This window comes from Streptomyces sp. NPDC041129, assembly GCF_055592265.1.
This window is the reverse complement of sequence record NZ_JBVIYV010000002.1, coordinates 140,835-156,518: the sequence shown is the minus strand read 5'-3', so window position 1 is coordinate 156,518 and position 15,684 is coordinate 140,835. Positions and strand designations below refer to the sequence as shown.

The window sequence follows — 15,684 nt, the reverse complement described above, 5'->3', positions numbered from 1 at the left end:
ACACGGTCGCAGCAGCGCCGCCAGGACGAGGAGAACGGACGACACCGATGGCCACGGAGTACGGACAGGGGTACGGGCGGGGACACGGGCACCCCGCCGGATCCGGCTTCCCCGCCCACGACGGGGAGCGGCGCCACCGGCTGCCCGCCGCCCTGCGGGCGCCCGTCGAAGCGCGGAGCCTGCGCGAGTTCGGCTACGTGCTGCTGAGCCTGCCGATCGCGATCGTGCTGTTCTGCTGGGCGGTGACCATGGTGTCGCTCGGCGCGGGCCTGCTCATCACCTTCCTCGGGGTCCCGGTGCTGGCGGCGGCGCTCGCCGGCTGCCGCGGCTTCGGCGTACTGGAGCGCACGCGCGCGCGTGCGCTGCTGCGCCTGGAGGTGGCCGACCCGGAGCCGCTGCGGGTGGCCAAGCCGGGGGTGTTCGCCTGGATGGGCGCGGTGCTGAAGAGCGGCGCGTCGTGGCGGCACCTGCTGTACGCGCTGCTCCAGTTCCCCTGGTCGGTGTTCTCGTTCGTCGTGGCGGTGAACTTCTGGACGGTCGGCTGGGCACTGCTGACGTATCCGCTGTGGTTCTGGGTGTTCCCGATGTACGCGGGACAGGGCGGCCTGCAGCTGTACGGCGACGCGCACCACAGCGTCTATCTCGACAACCCGTTCGAGATCACCGTGACGGCGCTGGTGGGTCTGCTGTTCACGCTGGCCACGCCGTGGATCGTGCGAGGTCTGGTGACGGTGGACGGGCTGCTGGTGCGCGGGCTGCTGGGGCCCTCGCGGCTGTCGGCGCGGGTCGTGGAGCTGGAGTCGGACCGGGGGGTCGTGGTCGACACGGCGGCCGCCGACCTGCGCCGCATCGAGCGGGACCTGCACGACGGGGCGCAGGCCCGGCTGGTCAACCTCGCCATGGATCTGGGGCTGGCGAAGGAGAAGCTGCGGGAGGACCCGCGAGAGGCGGCCCGGATGGTGGAGGACGCGCACGGCGAGGTGAAGACGGCCCTTCAGGAGCTGCGTGACCTGGCACGCGGTATCCACCCGGCGGTGCTGACCGACCGCGGCCTGGACGCGGCCCTGTCCGCCGTCGCCTCCCGCTGCGCGGTCCCGGTGCGGGTGGAGGTCGATCTGCCGTCCCGGCCCGCCCCGGCCATCGAGGGCATCGCCTACTTCACCGTCTCCGAGCTGCTGCAGAACATCAGCAAGCACAGCCGGGCGCGCTCCGCCTCGGTCGACGTCTGGCGGACCGAGGACCGGCTGCTCGTCCAGGTGCTGGACGACGGCGTCGGCGGCGCCGACGCCACCCGGGGCTCGGGCCTGGCCGGACTTGCCGGCCGCCTGGACGCGGTGGACGGGGTCCTGGTCGTGGACTCCCCGGCGGGCGGCCCCACCCGGGTGATCGCGGAGCTGCCCTGGCGCGGCTGAGCGGACGCGTCCTGGCCGCCGGGCAGGACACGAACTCATGCCGCGCGGCTGTTTCCCCCGCTCCTGGGCGCGCCGCCCCGAATGCTGGAATGCTTGACCTTCGTACGAGACGCCGTCGGAAGGTCGGGCTGTGGGGGGCCGGGAGATCGTGGAGAACAGGGTGCGGGTGGTCATCGCCGAGGACTCGGTGCTGCTCAGAGAGGGCCTGACCCGGTTGCTGACCGACCGCGGGCATGACGTCGTGGCCGGCGTCGGTGACGCGGAGGCGCTGCTCAAGACCATCGCCGACCTGGATGCCCAGGGTGAGCTGCCCGATGTGGTGGTGGCGGACGTGCGGATGCCGCCGACCCACACCGACGAGGGGGTGCGGGCCGCCGTTCGGCTGCGCAGGACGCACCCGGGGCTCGGGGTGCTGGTGCTGTCCCAGTACGTGGAGGAGCGGTACGCCACCGAGCTGCTGGCCGGTTCCAGCCGGGGCGTGGGCTATCTGCTCAAGGACCGGGTCGCCGAGGTGCGGGAGTTCGTCGACGCGGTGGTGCGGGTCGCCGGCGGCGGTACCGCGCTGGACCCCGAGGTGGTCGCGCAGCTCCTCGGGCGCAGCCGCAAGCAGGACGTGCTGGCGGGGCTCACCCCGCGGGAGCGCGAGGTGCTGGGGCTGATGGCGGAGGGCCGGACGAACTCGGCGGTCGCCCGGCAGCTCGTGGTCAGCGACGGGGCCGTGGAGAAGCACGTCAGCAACATCTTCCTGAAGCTCGGGCTGTCCCCGAGCGACGGCGACCACCGGCGTGTTCTGGCCGTTCTGACCTATCTGAACTCGTGACCGACCGACACTCGTCAGCAGGGTGTCAGTCCGTCCGGCTTCTGTGGAGCCGGTACCCGGGTGGACGAGGGCCGGAGGAAGGAATCCGAAAGGCGCACAGGCGCGGCGAGCCGGTTGACCGTAGCTTGGGCGGCGCGAGAACCATGAGAATCCAGCGCGAGGGGCGTCTCGAAACGCCGTCCATCATGCGGATGGCCGCCGGAGGGCGACCCTGAGCGACGTAGGGTTGATTCTGGGATGGTCCGTGGGACGACCATTCCCGGACAGCCGCCTCGAAGGAGGTCCAGTTCAGTGACCAGCCAGGTCAGCAGCCCAGCGGAGCAGGCCGACGCGGCCGTCGTGGGAGAGCAGCGCAAACCGGGCGGAGCGAAGGACGTGCGGCGCCTGGACCGGGTGATCATCCGGTTCGCGGGGGACTCGGGTGACGGCATGCAGCTCACCGGTGACCGCTTCACCTCGGAGACCGCGTCCTTCGGCAACGACCTCTCCACCCTCCCGAACTTCCCCGCCGAGATCCGCGCCCCCGCGGGCACCCTGCCCGGTGTCTCCTCCTTCCAGCTCCACTTCGCCGACCACGACATCCTCACCCCCGGCGACGCGCCGAACGTGCTGGTCGCGATGAACCCGGCCGCCCTGAAGGCCAACATCGGCGACCTGCCGCGCGGCGCCGAGATCATCGTCAACACGGACGAGTTCACCAAGCGCGCCCTGCAGAAGGTCGGCTACGACGCCTCCCCGTTGGAGGACGGCTCGCTCGACGGCTACCACCTGCACCCGGTGCCGCTGACGACGCTCACGGTCGAGGCGCTCAAGGAGTTCGACCTCTCCCGCAAGGAGGCCGAGCGCAGCAAGAACATGTTCGCCCTGGGCCTGCTGTCCTGGATGTACCACCGGCCGACCGAGGGCACCGAGAAGTTCCTGAACACCAAGTTCGCCAAGAAGCCGGACATCGCGACCGCGAACATCGCCGCCTTCCGGGCGGGCTGGAACTTCGGCGAGACGACCGAGGACTTCGCGGTCTCCTACGAGGTCGCCCCGGCCGCCAAGGCCTTCCCGGTGGGCACCTACCGCAACATCTCCGGGAACCTGGCCCTGTCCTACGGCCTGGTCGCCGCCTCCCAGCAGGCGGATCTGCCGCTGTTCCTGGGCTCGTACCCGATCACCCCTGCCTCGGACATCCTGCACGAGCTGAGCAAGCACAAGAACTTCGGTGTGCGGACGTTCCAGGCGGAGGACGAGATCGCAGGGATCGGCGCGGCGCTGGGCGCGGCCTTCGGCGGCTCGCTGGCGGTGACGACCACGTCCGGTCCGGGGGTCGCCCTCAAGAGCGAGACGATCGGCCTCGCGGTGTCGCTGGAACTGCCGCTGCTGGTGGTCGACATCCAGCGTGGCGGTCCGTCGACGGGCCTGCCGACCAAGACCGAGCAGGCGGACCTGCTGCAGGCGATGTACGGCCGCAACGGCGAGGCCCCGGTTCCGGTGGTCGCGCCGAAGACCCCCGCGGACTGCTTCGACGCGGCCCTGGAGGCGGCCCGGATCGCGCTCACCTACCGCACGCCGGTGATCCTGCTGTCCGACGGCTATCTCGCCAACGGCTCCGAGCCCTGGCGCATCCCGGACCTGGACGAGCTGCCCGACCTCAGGGTCCGATTCGCCACCGGCCCGAACCACACCCTGGACGACGGCACCGAGGTGTTCTGGCCGTACAAGCGCGACCCGCAGACCCTCGCCCGGCCGTGGGCGATCCCGGGCACGCCGGGTCTGGAGCACCGCATCGGCGGCATCGAGAAGCAGGACGGCGCGGGCAACATCTCCTACGACCCGGCCAACCACGACTTCATGGTCCGCACCCGCCAGGCCAAGATCGACGGCATCGACGTCCCGGACATCGAGACCGACGACCCGGACGGGGCGCGCACCCTGGTCCTCGGCTGGGGTTCCACCTACGGGCCCATCACGGCGGCGGTGCGAAGACTGCGCGCCGCCGGCGAGGCCGTCGCGCAGGCCCACCTGCGCCATCTCAACCCCTTCCCGCGCAACCTGGGCGAGGTGCTCGAGCGCTACGACAAGGTGGTGATCCCCGAGATGAACCTCGGGCAGCTAGCCACGCTGATCCGGGCGAAGTACCTGGTCGACGCCCACTCGTACAACCAGGTCAACGGCATGCCGTTCAAGGCGGAGCAGCTCGCCGCCGCGCTGAAGGAGGCCATCGATGACTGACGCCACCAACGGGCTGCTGCAGTTGGTCCCCAAGGCCGAGGCGAAGCAGTCGATGAAGGACTTCAAGTCCGACCAGGAGGTGCGCTGGTGCCCGGGCTGCGGTGACTACGCGATCCTGGCCGCGGTCCAGGGCTTCATGCCCGAGCTGGGGCTGGCCAGGGAGAACATCGTCTTCGTCTCCGGCATCGGCTGCTCCTCCCGCTTCCCGTACTACATGAACACCTACGGGATGCACTCCATCCACGGCCGCGCCCCAGCGATCGCCACCGGCCTCGCCTCCTCCCGCCGCGACCTGAGCGTGTGGGTGGTCACCGGTGACGGCGACGCCCTCTCCATCGGCGGCAACCACCTCATCCACGCCCTGCGCCGCAACGTCAACCTGAAGATCCTGCTGTTCAACAACCGGATCTACGGCCTGACCAAGGGCCAGTACAGCCCGACCTCCGAGATCGGCAAGATCACCAAGTCGACGCCGATGGGCTCCCTTGACGCGCCCTTCAACCCGGTGTCCCTGGCGATCGGCGCGGAGGCGTCCTTCGTGGCCCGGACCATCGACTCCGACCGCAAGCACCTCACCGAGGTGCTGCGCGCGGCCGCCGACCACCCGGGCACGGCGCTGATCGAGATCTACCAGAACTGCAACATCTTCAACGACGGCGCCTTCGACGCCCTGAAGGACCGGCAGCGGGCCGAGGAGGCGCTGATCCGCCTCGAGCACGGGCAGCAGATCCGCTTCGGGGCCGACGGGTCGCGCGGGGTCGTCCGTGACCGGCACACCGGCGATCTGAAGGTGGTGACGGTGAGCGCGGACAACGAGGCGGACGTCCTGGTGCACGACGCGCACTCCGCGTCCCCCACCACCGCCTTCGCTCTCTCCCGGCTCGCCGACCCGGACACCCTGCACCACACCCCGATCGGCGTGTTCCGCTCGGTCGAGCGGCCGGTCTACGACAGCGAGATGGCCGACCAGCTCGACTCGGCGATCGAACAGCACGGCAAGGGCGACCTGGGCGCCCTGCTGGCCGGCGGGGACACCTGGACGGTCGTCGGCTGACGAGCGGCCCGCACACCGACTAGGAGGCCCGGGACCTGAGTTCCCGGGCCTCGTCGTACGCCAGCCGGGCCTGCTCCACCTCGTCCATGCGCTCGTGCGTCCACCGGGCGAGGGACCGCACCTGCCGCGCCGCCTCCTCGCCGAGGCCGGTGAGCGAGTAGTCGACGCGGGGCGGGATCACCGGCTTGGCGTCTCGGTGGACCAGCCCGTCGCGCTCCAGGGTCTGCAGGGTCTGGGTCAGCATCTTCTCGCTGACCCCCCGGCCGCCGTACCGCCCGATCGCCCGGCGCAGCTCGCTGAAGCGGTACGGCCGCTCCAGCAGCTCGATCAGCACAAGGACGCCCCAGCGGCTGGTGAGGTGCTCCAGGACGAGGCGGTACGGGCACTGGGCCTCGGATTCCGCGGTGGCCATCCGTTCACTTACTGCCATGCCAGTACCTTACTTCAAAGTGGGTACTTTCGCTTGGTTAGCGCCACTCCTAGGGTTAGTGACAGACATACGGAGTCACCGACGGACGCACCCACAAGGAGACCGCGCATCATGAGCATCGTCGTCACCGGAGCCACCGGACACCTCGGCCGCCACGTCGTGGAGCAGTTGCTGGAGAAGGTTCCGGCCAAAGAGATCACCGCCGTCGCGCGCGACGAGGCGAAGGCCGCCGGCCTCGCCGCCCGCGGGGTCCGGGTGGCCGTGGCCGACTACAACGCACCCGAGACCTTCGCCGGCCTGTTCCAGGCCGGCGACAAGGTCCTGCTGATCTCCGGCAACGAGTTCGACAAGGGCCGGGTCCAGCAGCACCAGGTCGTCATCGACTCCGCCAGGGCCGCCGGTGTCGCGCTGCTGGCGTACACCAGCGCCCCGGGCACCCTCACGGCCGCGCTCGCCGACGACCACCGTGCCACCGAGGCGGCACTGCTCGGCTCCGGCCTGCCCTACAGCCTGCTGCGCAACGGCTGGTACCACGAGAACTACACGGAGAACCTCGCCCCGGTGCTGGAGCACGGCGCGGTCGTCCAGGCCGCCGGCGACGGCCGGGTCTCCTCGGCCTCCCGCGCCGACTACGCGGCAGCCGCCGTGGCGGTACTGACCGGCGAGGGCCACGAGAACTCGACGTACGAGCTGGGCGGCGACGAGGCGTGGAGCTTCGCCGAGTACGCGGCCGAGCTGAGCCGGCAGACCGGCCGGGAGATCGCCTACACCCCGGTACCGGTCGAGACGCTCGAGTCCATCCTGGCCGGCGCCGGGCTGCCCGGGCCGCTGGCCGCGGTACTGGCCGGCGTGGACGCCTCGATCGAGAAGGGCGAGCTGGTCGTCTCCACCGGCGACCTCTCCCGCCTGACGGGCCGTCCGACCACCCCGCTCACCGAGGCCGTCGCCGCCGCGCTCAAGGGCTGAAACGGCCGCACGGAGCCCCCGCGCGGGCCCGCACACCCGTCTGTCATGACCGTATGGCGATACGGGCATGACAGACGAGGCCGCTCGGCGCTACCTTCTTCCTCGCACATGTGGCTGAGGCGAGAAGGAGGGGCCCATGGCCGGGACGTCCAGAGGAGAACACCGGACAGGCCTGGTGAACGGTTTCGCCGCGTACGGGATGTGGGGCCTGGTCCCGCTGTTCTGGCCGCTGCTGAAGCCCGCCGGAGCCATGGAGATCCTGGCCCACCGCATGGTGTGGTCGCTCGTCTTCGTCGCCGCCGCCCTGCTCGTCGTACGCCGCTGGGCCTGGGCCGGGGAGCTGCTGCGGCAGCCGCGGCGGCTGGCGCTCGTCGTCGTGGCAGCCGCCGTCATCACCGTCAACTGGGGCGTCTACATATGGGCCGTGAACTCCGGCCATGTGGTCGAGGCGTCCCTCGGGTACTTCATCAACCCGCTCGTGACCATCGCGATGGGCGTGCTGCTCCTCAAGGAGCGGCTGCGGCGCGCGCAGTGGGCCGCGGTCGGGGTCGGCTTCGCCGCCGTCGTCGTCCTGACCGTCGGCTACGGCCGTCCGCCGTGGATCTCGCTCTGTCTGGCGTTCTCGTTCGCCACCTACGGGCTGGTGAAGAAGAAGGTCGCCCTCGGCGGCGTCGAGTCGCTCGCCGCCGAGACCGCGGTCCAGTTCGTGCCCGCGCTCGGCTATCTGATCTGGCTCGGCGCGCACGGCGGGTCCACCTTCACCACCGGCGGCACCGGACACTCCCTGCTGCTCGCCTCGACCGGACTCGTCACCGCGCTGCCGCTGGTCTGCTTCGGCGCGGCGGCGATCCGGGTGCCCCTGTCCACGCTGGGACTGCTGCAGTACCTGGCCCCGGTCTTCCAGTTCCTGCTCGGCATCCTCTACTTCCACGAGGCGATGCCGCCGGAGCGCTGGGCCGGATTCGCCCTGGTGTGGCTGGCGCTGGCCCTGCTCACCTGGGACGCACTGCACGCCGCCCGGAGGCCGCGGGTGGTCGCCGTGTCGCCGCTCGTCGAGGCCGCCGACCCCGCTCGGGTGGACGTCCCCCGCGTCGGCTGACGCCGATCCGGTGCGGGTCCGTGCGGGCCGCTATAAGTGGTGAGCATGTCCACAGACACGCCCGCATCCGCATCCGCTCCGGCCCCGCTGCGCTGGAAACTCGTCATCGACGCGGCGGACCCGCACGCCCAGGCGGACTTCTGGGCCGCCGCACTGCACTACGAGGCCGAGGACAACAGCGCGCTCGTCGAACGGCTTCTGTCCCTCGGCGCGCTGCCCGGCCAGGCCACCGTCGAGTACCACGGCCGGCCCGCCTTCCGCGACCTGATCGCCGTACGGCATCCCGAGGATCCCGTCGCTCCGGACACCGGCATCGGGCTGGGCCGGCGGCTGCTCTTCCAGCGCGTCCCGGAGGCGAAGACGGTCAAGAACAGGCTGCACATCGACGTGCACGCCGGTGAGGGGCGCCGCGCGGACGAGGTGGCGCGGCTGGAGACCCTGGGCGCGCGGGTGCTGCGCGAGGTGAAGGACCCCGCCGGCGAGTGGGTGCTGATGGCAGACCCGGAGGACAACGAGTTCTGCGTCGTGTAGCCGTCGGCGGTCCGGGCGGCGCCGGCCGGCTATGCCCGCGCCGCCCCGGCCGCGCGGTCGGTCAGGCGGACCATGCGCGAGCGTGCCGACTCCAGGGGCTCCGGGTCGCCGGCCGCGGGTCCGGGCTCCGTGGTGAGGTCCGTCCACAGGCCGAGGAGGTCGCGGCCCAGCCGCAGCCCCTCCTCGGGGTCGCGCACCGCGCGCCAGGCGGTGGCCGCGCTGCGCACGTTGCCGTAGGCCGCCTCCGCGTCGCTCGCCTGCCTGCGCAGCCGGGCGAGGTCCAGGGAGAGGTGGAAGGAGCGCACCGGGTCGCCCGCCAGATAGGCGATGTAGGCGGTCAGTTCGCCCAGATGCAGCACCTCGGGATGGCGGGGGCCCAGTACCGCGGAGGCCTCGGCTACCGTGCGGTCGGCGAGCTCCGCCGCCGCCTCGATACGGCCGTCCCGGACGGCCTCGTTGATTCGCGCCATCGGCTCGGTGAGCAGTTCGGCGCCCTCCGCGGTCTCGGTCACGGGCGTGTCCCCGAGCACCTCTTCGGCCACGGCGTCGAAGCCGCGGGCGGGGGTGGGAGTCGGGGTCGAGGCCGGGACGGGCTCGGGATCGTGCAGGGGCGCGTCGGGGACGGCCGCGGGCGCCCCGGGGATCCCCCGGACGGGACGTGAGGCCGCCGGGTCGGGGTGCGGTGCGGGTGCGACGGGGGGTTCCTCGCGGCGCGGCGCGGGTACCGCGGCGACCGGCTCAGGGTGCTGCGCGGGCGCGGGGGGCATGATCCGGGGCCCGTAAGCGGGGACGGAGGCCGGCGTCCGGGTTCCGGCGGCGGTCCGCGCGCCGGGGACGGCGCCCATGACCGGCGGCGGCCCGAACTGCCCCTGCGGAGCCCGCGCCGGACCGGCGTCCACCGTGACCGGACCGGACACCGCGGCCCCGGGCGCCACCGCACCGGGTCCGTCCGTGCCGGCACCCGGAGCGACCCGCACGGGGTCCCCCGCCACCCGGCTGGAGCCGTCCGCCGAGACCTCGAGGGGGACCACGCAGCCGGCCCGGTCGTCGTGGATCGTGGCGCGTATCGAGGTGCCCAGGCTGATGGCGAGGCGCTGGAGGTGGTTCAGCACGGCCTGCTGGATCTCCTCGCCCGGCTCCGCGACGACCGCCGTCCCGCCCACCGAGGCACTGCCCGTGCCGGACACCCGGACGGCCACCGCCGCGGGGTGTGCCACGGGCTGCTGTGCCCGCTTCTTCTCGAAGCTGAGTCGAGACATCGGTTCCCTCACTCCCCCGGCGCCACGATCCGGTCCGTACGCGTCCTGCCGACCAGTGTGTCCGTTCAGCCCGGCTCCCGCGTCACCGCGACGTCACAGCCTCGCACCAGCCGCAGCCCGGAGACCCGGACTCGCCCCTTGAAACAGACTGCTTGCGTGTGCATAAAATGCACACGCCCTTATTCGCGGTCCGACATCAACCTCTACGGGGGACCCCATGAGCCGCCGCTTCCTTTTCGTCCTGGGCAGTGCCCGGCCCGACGGCAACACCGAGCTGCTGGCCCGCGCGGCCGCCGAACAGCTCCCCGGTGACGTCGAGCAGCAGTGGATCCGCCTCATCGACCACCCGCTGCCCGACTTCACGGACCTGCGGCACGACACCGACCACGTACGGCCGGCCGCGGACACCACGGCCGGCCTGCTGCTGGACGCCACCCTCGCGGCCACGGACCTGGTGATCGCCTCACCGCTGTACTGGTACTCGGTCTCCGGCCACACCAAGCGGTACCTGGACCACTGGTCGGCCTGGCTGCGCACCCCGGGCATCGACTTCAGGGCGACGATGGCCGGCCGCACCCTGTGGGGCGTCTCGGCCCGGGCCGACCGGGAGCCGTCGGTCGGCGACCCGCTCGTCGGCACGCTCAACAACTCGGCCGCGTACCTGGGGATGCGCTTCGGCGGTGTGCTGCTCGGCAACGGCAGCGCGCCCGGGGACGTGGCCAGGGACACCGACGCGCTCACGCGCGCGAAGACGTTCTTCGCGCGGGAGGCGCCCCTCGCCCGCTTCCCGTACCAGGAGGCCTGATCCGTCCTAGACGCTGATGTCCTTCGTCGTGAACCGCGCCCAGGCCGCCGAGCCGAACACGGCCGCGTACAGCGCCTGGAGACCGAGGTTCCTCACCAGGTCGTCCCAGTAGACGGGGTCACGCATCAGGTCGGCGAAGGACAGCCAGTAGTGGGAGAAGAAGTACGGCCGCAGCGCGTCCAACTGGGGTATCTGGTCGAGGATCTGAACGGTGATGAGCAGGCCCACGGTGGTCGCCATCGCCGCGATACCGCTGTTGGTCAGGGTGGACACGAACAGGCCGAGCGCCGCGATGCCGACCAGTGAGGCGGCGACGACCAGCGCGATCAGCAGCGCCCGGCCGAGGCCCTCGGTGAAGGTGATGCTCGTGCCGGAGATGGTCGTGAGGTCGCCGAGCGGGAACAGCAACGCCCCGACGGCCAGCGCGGACACGGCCACGACCAGGGTGGCGAGCAGGCAGAAGGCCATGACCGTCGCGTACTTGGTGAGCAGCAGGCGGGTGCGGCCGGCCGGGGCCACCAGCAGATAGCGCAGGGTGCCGGCACCGGCCTCGCCGGCGATCGAGTCGCCCGCGACGACGCCGACCGCCATCGGCAGGAAGAACGGCAGGGTCGCGGCCAGCGCCGTGAACACCAGGAACAGACCGTTGTTGGTGATCTGGGCCATGAACGCCGGCCCCTCGCCGCTGCCGCCGTCCGCCCCGGGACCGCCCCGCGTCTCGATCCGCACCGCGATCCCGACCAGTACCGGCACCGCCGCCAGCACCGCGAGCAGCGCGAGCGTGCGCCAGCGGCGCAGCGTGGTGACCAGCTCGCTGCGCAGCAGTCCGAAGGTCCACAGCGGACTCGGCCGGTGCCCGGCCGGCGCCCGGAGTGCCTCAGCCCGCGACATCGAAGCCCTCCCCGGTCAGTGCCACGAACGCGTCCTCCAGCGAGGCCCGTTCGAGGGTGAAGCTTCGCACCCGGACGCCCGCCGCGACCAGGGCCGCGTTCAGCTCCGCGAGGTCCCGCTCGGGTGGCTCGCCGGTCACCCGGTCGCCGTCGGCGACGACGTCCGCGACGCCCTGCTCCTTCAGCACCCGGGCCGCCTCGGCGGGATCCGGCGTGCTCACCGCCAGCCGGCCGCGCGCCCCGGCGGCCAGGTCGGCGACGGCGCCCTGGATGATCAGGCGGCCCCGCGCCATCACCGCCGCGTGCGTGCACACCTGCTCGATCTCGTCGAGGAGGTGGGAGGACAGGAACACGGTCGTACCGTCGGACGCCAGTTCCTTCACCAGGGCGCGGATCTCCCGCATGCCCTGCGGGTCGAGCCCGTTGGTGGGCTCGTCCAGCACGAGCAGTCCGCGCGGCTGGAGCAGGGCGGCGGCCAGGCCCAGGCGCTGCTTCATGCCGAGCGAGTACGCCCTCGCCTTCTTGCCCGCCGCCGCCGTCAGGCCCACCCGGTCCAGGGCTGCCGCGACGCGGGCGCGCCGGGTGCGCGGATCGGCCGTCGGGTCGGCGGCGTCGTAGCGCAGCAGGTTGTCCCGGCCGGACAGGAAGCCGTACAGGGCCGGACCCTCGATCAGCGCGCCGACCCGCGGCAGGACGGTGCGAGCGGAGCGGGGCATGGGCCGGCCCAGGACGCGGGCCGTGCCCGAGGTCGGCTCGATCAGGCCCATCAGCATGCGGATGGTGGTGGTCTTGCCGGAGCCGTTCGGGCCGAGGAAGCCGAAGACGCTGCCCGCCGGAACGGTCAGGTCGAGACCGTCGACGGCGAGCTGTCCGCCGCGGTAGCGCTTGGTGAGGCCGCGCGTGGCGATGACGTGCTCCGGCGCGTCTCCCGCATCACGCCCTCCGGCGGACGGTTCGTCCATCGGCTCCCCCTCGGTTGCCCGCTCCTGCCTGCCCGTGCCCGGGAAGGATCACTTCCCCGTGTTCGCCGCCTTCACCAGCGCGTCCTTGGTCACCGCACCGGCGTAGACCTTGCCGTCGTCGGTGATCAGGGCGTTGACCAGGCGGGTGGAGAACACCGTGCCCTTGCCGAACTTGCCCGAGACCTGGTCGCCGAGCGAGCCGAGGAAGCCGCCGAGCGCACCGCCCTGGTCGCCGGACGGCACGCCGCCCTTGCCGCCGGTGTCGAAGACGGCGACCGACGTCCAGCCCTCACCGAGCACGGTGGCACCGTTCAGGCCCTTGGTGAGGTCCTCACCGCCCTTGGGGGCGTGCTCCGGCGCCCTGCCCTTGCCGCCTTCCTTCTCCTCGGTGACCTTCGCGCCCTTGGGCGGGGTGAAGTCGAAGGTGGAGGCGGCCGGCTTGGCGAAGGAGACCTGGGTGAAGCCCGCGTCGAGCACGGCGGCGCCGCCGCTCCTGGGGGTGAGCGTGAACTTCAGCGGCGTGCCCGTCTTCGCGTCCACGGCGATGCTGATGGCGCCGACCGTGGTGCCGGACTGCCTGGGCTTGATCAGCAGCTTGTAGGCGTCGCGTCCGGCGACCTGCGCGGTGCCGTCGACGGTCACGGACGTGGTGTCGTCGACCGCCTTCAGGGCCTCGTCGGCGAAGCCCTTCGGCGTGGCCGGCGGCTGCTCTGCCCGGTGCTGCCCGCCGGAGCCGGCGGTGGCCGAGTGGTGGACCTCGTTGCTCTTGCTGTCGTAGCCCCAGACGTCCTTGCCGTCGTGGATGAGGCTGTACTCGGAGCCGCTCTCCAGCAGCGACAGCTTCTGCCGGTCCGGTCCGTCGGCGGCCACGCGCAGCGTGTGCGTGCCGGAGACCAGCTCCGTGAGCTTGGACCGCGGGTCGCCGGAGTCGCCGTCGCCACCGCCCCCGGCCGCCCCGGACGCGAGTCCGCTCTCCAGGCCCCCGAGGTCCGGCAGGCCGAGGTCGGTGCTGACCTTCACCGTGCCGGACAGCTGCTGCACGTCCGACTTGGCGATCTTGTCGATGAGCTGCTGTGCGGTGATCTTCGGCAGATCGGGGTCACCGGAGTCGGCGAGCGCCGGGACCAGCCCGATCGTGGCCGCCGCGACCCCCACCACCGCGACCGGGACCACGTACCGGGCGGCCTTGCGGCGTCCGGTGGGCAGGTCCTCGTCACGCGCGGCGCCGGTCGCGTCGTCGGATTCGTACGGTGCCATCTGTGCCTTACCTCCGTCGTCGGCGGCGGCTGTCCCCACACTGGTCCACCTGAGCCGCCATTCTCACCCGAATCGGTGAGGAGTGGTGATTTCCGTGGTTTCCATATGACCAAATCGGCCGTGAGGAAGCGTCAGACCGTGGCACCAAGTCCGTGTACGCCTGCGGTATGACGCCCGAGGGCGGTGCCTCCCCCGACCCGTAGGGGTCGTGCGGGAAACACCGCCCTCGGTCTGCGACAGGGGGGCTCAGCCGGCCCGGTGCACCACCGCGTCGCACAGTTCGAGCAGCGCCGCCTTGGAGTCGCACTCCGGCAGCGGGGCCAGCGCGGCGCGCGCCTCCTCGGCGTAGCGGACGGTGTCCCTGCGGGCCTGCTCCAGCGCGGGGTGGGCGCGGAGCGCGGTGAGCGCCTCCTCGAGCCGGGCGTCGTCGCCGAGGTCGGAGTCGAGCAGCTCGCACAGCGCGATGTCCTCGGGCAGCCCCAGCCGGGCCGCGCGCTCGCGCAGCCGGAGCACGGGCAGCGTCGGGATGCCCTCGCGCAGGTCGGTCCCCGGGGTCTTGCCGGACTCGTGCGAGTCGGAGGCGATGTCCAGGACGTCGTCGGCGAGCTGGAAGGCGACACCGAGCCGCTCGCCGTACTGGGTGAGCACGTCGACGACCCTCTCGTCGGCGCCGGACATCATCGCGCCGAACCGGCAGGAGACCGCCACCAGGGAGCCGGTCTTGCCTCCCAGCACGTCAAGGTAGTGCTCGACCGGGTCGCGGCCGTCCGAGGGGCCCGCGGTCTCCAGGATCTGGCCGGTGACCAGCCGCTCGAACGCGAGGGCCTGGACCCGGACCGCCTCGGGGCCGAGGTCGGCGAGGATCTGGGAGGCGCGGGCGAAGAGGAAGTCGCCGGTGAGGACCGCGACGGAGTTGCCCCAGCGCGTGTTGGCGCTGTCCACCCCGCGCCGCACGGACGCCTCGTCCATGACGTCGTCGTGGTACAGCGTGGCCAGGTGGGTCAGCTCCACGACCACGGCCGACGGAACGACACCGGGCGCGTACGGGTCCCCGAACTGCGCCGCGAGCATCACGAGGAGCGGCCGGAACCGCTTCCCACCGGCCCGTACGAGGTGCTGCGCGGCCTCCGTGATGAACGGGACCTCGCTCTTGGTGGCCTCGAGCAAGCCTTCCTCGACAGCCGTCAATCCGGCCTGGACATCGGCTTCCAGAGCCTGGTCCCGCACGCTCAGCCCGAACGGCCCGACGACGGTCACGAGGGGTCTCCTGTCTGCTGGTGTCTGCTGGCGATTACACGGTTTGTCGATAGGTCGCTGCCCTCACTCAAGTCAGCGTATCCGGTCCTGTTTCGATCACCGAGGGCGCCCACCGGTCCGGCACGGAGGGCATCGGACCATGATCGGCGCACTGCCGACCACCCGATAATACGGACATTAGACGCCTTAATGCGCCTTTTGCGACGCGAGGTAAATCGGCCACGCGCCATCCGCAGGGCACTCCGTCATCGTTTCACCCCTCACGCCCAAATCCCCCATGTCTGATTTGGAATACTTTGCTATTTCGTGAATTGGGTCACGCGCCCGGATCCGGCCGCCGGACCCGGCCACCACCCACTTCCCCTTGCCCCGTCGGCCAGTTGGGCATTGGCAGTCGCAAAGGATCAAGCACCCAAAACGGAACAGAACAAGGTCAACTTGGTCTTTACGTGAATCCAACACTTGTTCCGGACATGTGCTCTCGCATACGTTCCCGGCCAGTCGAGCGGAACGCCGAATCCTGCCGCCGCCCGACATCACCCATCGACGAACTCATTCGTACGGCAGGAGCGGGGGACCCAGGTAAGTTCGCCGGACCCGACGACACGTGTCGTCACCGGAACGGCAAGGGGTTAAGTCGTGCCGCCTCGGGGGCGGCACGGCCGGGCACCTCCCCGCCCGAACCCGACAGCTCACCTCGCAGGCGACGGAGAGGAACCTCG

The 15,684-nt window shown here is 71.6% G+C and carries 14 protein-coding genes and 1 riboswitch; of the genes, 8 read left to right on the top strand and 6 right to left on the bottom strand.

Annotated elements, in window-relative coordinates:
* Window positions 1–47: 47 nt before the first annotated feature.
* The 4 genes from ACZ6B1_RS08855 to ACZ6B1_RS08840 all read left to right on the top strand — a co-directional run bounded on the left by ACZ6B1_RS08855 (window position 48) and on the right by ACZ6B1_RS08840 (window position 5,506).
* On the top strand, window positions 48–1,412 hold the full coding sequence (locus ACZ6B1_RS08855; protein WP_468776326.1) for a sensor histidine kinase: 1,365 nt from the start codon (window positions 48–50) through the stop codon (window positions 1,410–1,412).
* A 160-nt stretch (window positions 1,413–1,572) separates the two neighbouring features.
* The gene (locus tag ACZ6B1_RS08850; protein ID WP_351667852.1) at window positions 1,573–2,232 is read left to right on the top strand and encodes a response regulator transcription factor; all 660 of its coding nucleotides are present in this window, start codon (window positions 1,573–1,575) and stop codon (window positions 2,230–2,232) included.
* 291 nt (window positions 2,233–2,523) lie between these two features.
* A complete protein-coding gene (locus ACZ6B1_RS08845; RefSeq protein WP_468776324.1) occupies window positions 2,524–4,452 on the top strand; it encodes a 2-oxoacid:acceptor oxidoreductase subunit alpha in 1,929 nt (642 codons plus the stop codon).
* Window positions 4,445–5,506, top strand: coding sequence for a 2-oxoacid:ferredoxin oxidoreductase subunit beta (locus tag ACZ6B1_RS08840; RefSeq protein ID WP_468776322.1), 1,062 nt, complete (start codon window positions 4,445–4,447; stop codon window positions 5,504–5,506). Before ACZ6B1_RS08845 ends, ACZ6B1_RS08840 begins: the two co-directional genes overlap by 8 nt.
* A gap of 19 nt (window positions 5,507–5,525) precedes the next feature.
* On the opposite strand, the gene ACZ6B1_RS08835 is transcribed toward ACZ6B1_RS08840, so the two are convergent.
* A complete protein-coding gene (locus ACZ6B1_RS08835) occupies window positions 5,526–5,936 on the bottom strand; it encodes a winged helix-turn-helix transcriptional regulator (RefSeq protein ID WP_468776320.1) in 411 nt (136 codons plus the stop codon).
* A gap of 111 nt (window positions 5,937–6,047) precedes the next feature.
* Here ACZ6B1_RS08835 and ACZ6B1_RS08830 point away from each other — a divergent pair, with 111 nt between their 5' ends.
* The 3 genes from ACZ6B1_RS08830 (at window position 6,048) to ACZ6B1_RS08820 (ending at window position 8,532) form a co-directional block, all read left to right on the top strand.
* Window positions 6,048–6,902: an SDR family oxidoreductase gene (locus ACZ6B1_RS08830; RefSeq protein WP_468776318.1), complete on the top strand. Its 855-nt coding sequence runs from the start codon at window positions 6,048–6,050 to the stop codon at window positions 6,900–6,902.
* 136 nt (window positions 6,903–7,038) lie between these two features.
* On the top strand, window positions 7,039–8,001 hold the full coding sequence (rarD, locus tag ACZ6B1_RS08825; protein ID WP_468776316.1) for an EamA family transporter RarD: 963 nt from the start codon (window positions 7,039–7,041) through the stop codon (window positions 7,999–8,001).
* 45 nt (window positions 8,002–8,046) lie between these two features.
* A complete protein-coding gene (locus ACZ6B1_RS08820; protein WP_468776314.1) occupies window positions 8,047–8,532 on the top strand; it encodes a VOC family protein in 486 nt (161 codons plus the stop codon).
* 29 nt (window positions 8,533–8,561) lie between these two features.
* Here ACZ6B1_RS08820 and ACZ6B1_RS08815 read toward each other — a convergent pair whose 3' ends face one another.
* The gene (locus tag ACZ6B1_RS08815) at window positions 8,562–9,791 is read right to left on the bottom strand and encodes a hypothetical protein (RefSeq protein WP_468776312.1); all 1,230 of its coding nucleotides are present in this window, start codon (window positions 9,789–9,791) and stop codon (window positions 8,562–8,564) included.
* A gap of 217 nt (window positions 9,792–10,008) precedes the next feature.
* On the opposite strand from ACZ6B1_RS08815, the gene ACZ6B1_RS08810 reads away from it, so the two are divergent.
* Window positions 10,009–10,596 carry a flavodoxin family protein gene (locus tag ACZ6B1_RS08810; protein ID WP_468776310.1) on the top strand — a complete coding sequence of 196 codons (588 nt, stop codon included), beginning with the start codon at window positions 10,009–10,011 and terminating at the stop codon, window positions 10,594–10,596.
* Window positions 10,597–10,602: 6 nt separating this feature from the next.
* On the opposite strand, the gene ACZ6B1_RS08805 is transcribed toward ACZ6B1_RS08810, so the two are convergent.
* The 4 genes from ACZ6B1_RS08805 to ACZ6B1_RS08790 all read right to left on the bottom strand — a co-directional run bounded on the left by ACZ6B1_RS08805 (window position 10,603) and on the right by ACZ6B1_RS08790 (window position 14,962).
* Window positions 10,603–11,487: an ABC transporter permease gene (locus ACZ6B1_RS08805; protein WP_468776308.1), complete on the bottom strand. Its 885-nt coding sequence runs from the start codon at window positions 11,485–11,487 to the stop codon at window positions 10,603–10,605.
* Window positions 11,474–12,448 carry an ABC transporter ATP-binding protein gene (locus ACZ6B1_RS08800; RefSeq protein ID WP_468776306.1) on the bottom strand — a complete coding sequence of 325 codons (975 nt, stop codon included), beginning with the start codon at window positions 12,446–12,448 and terminating at the stop codon, window positions 11,474–11,476. The genes ACZ6B1_RS08805 and ACZ6B1_RS08800 overlap by 14 nt, the downstream gene beginning before the upstream one ends.
* Window positions 12,449–12,496: 48 nt before the next feature.
* On the bottom strand, window positions 12,497–13,705 hold the full coding sequence (locus tag ACZ6B1_RS08795) for a LolA family protein (protein WP_468776304.1): 1,209 nt from the start codon (window positions 13,703–13,705) through the stop codon (window positions 12,497–12,499).
* Between the two features lie 246 nt (window positions 13,706–13,951).
* Window positions 13,952–14,962: a polyprenyl synthetase family protein gene (locus ACZ6B1_RS08790; protein WP_468776302.1), complete on the bottom strand. Its 1,011-nt coding sequence runs from the start codon at window positions 14,960–14,962 to the stop codon at window positions 13,952–13,954.
* 534 nt (window positions 14,963–15,496) lie between these two features.
* A riboswitch (cyclic di-AMP (ydaO/yuaA leader) is annotated at window positions 15,497–15,683 on the top strand.
* The last annotated feature ends 1 nt before the right edge of the window (window position 15,684 follow it).

Bases quoted from the DNA above. Each gene is read 5' to 3' on its own strand.
- ACZ6B1_RS08840 (WP_468776322.1), top strand. From the start codon at position 4,445: ATGACTGACGCCACCAACGGGCTGCTGCAGTTGGTCCCCAAGGCCGAG.
- ACZ6B1_RS08805 (WP_468776308.1), bottom strand. From the start codon at position 11,487: ATGTCGCGGGCTGAGGCACTCCGGGCGCCGGCCGGGCACCGGCCGAGT.
- ACZ6B1_RS08820 (WP_468776314.1), top strand. From the start codon at position 8,047: ATGTCCACAGACACGCCCGCATCCGCATCCGCTCCGGCCCCGCTGCGC.
- ACZ6B1_RS08795 (WP_468776304.1), bottom strand. From the start codon at position 13,705: ATGGCACCGTACGAATCCGACGACGCGACCGGCGCCGCGCGTGACGAG.
- rarD (WP_468776316.1), top strand. From the start codon at position 7,039: ATGGCCGGGACGTCCAGAGGAGAACACCGGACAGGCCTGGTGAACGGT.
- ACZ6B1_RS08835 (WP_468776320.1), bottom strand. From the start codon at position 5,936: ATGGCAGTAAGTGAACGGATGGCCACCGCGGAATCCGAGGCCCAGTGC.
- ACZ6B1_RS08815 (WP_468776312.1), bottom strand. From the start codon at position 9,791: ATGTCTCGACTCAGCTTCGAGAAGAAGCGGGCACAGCAGCCCGTGGCA.
- ACZ6B1_RS08810 (WP_468776310.1), top strand. From the start codon at position 10,009: ATGAGCCGCCGCTTCCTTTTCGTCCTGGGCAGTGCCCGGCCCGACGGC.
- ACZ6B1_RS08855 (WP_468776326.1), top strand. From the start codon at position 48: ATGGCCACGGAGTACGGACAGGGGTACGGGCGGGGACACGGGCACCCC.
- ACZ6B1_RS08800 (WP_468776306.1), bottom strand. From the start codon at position 12,448: ATGGACGAACCGTCCGCCGGAGGGCGTGATGCGGGAGACGCGCCGGAG.
- ACZ6B1_RS08830 (WP_468776318.1), top strand. From the start codon at position 6,048: ATGAGCATCGTCGTCACCGGAGCCACCGGACACCTCGGCCGCCACGTC.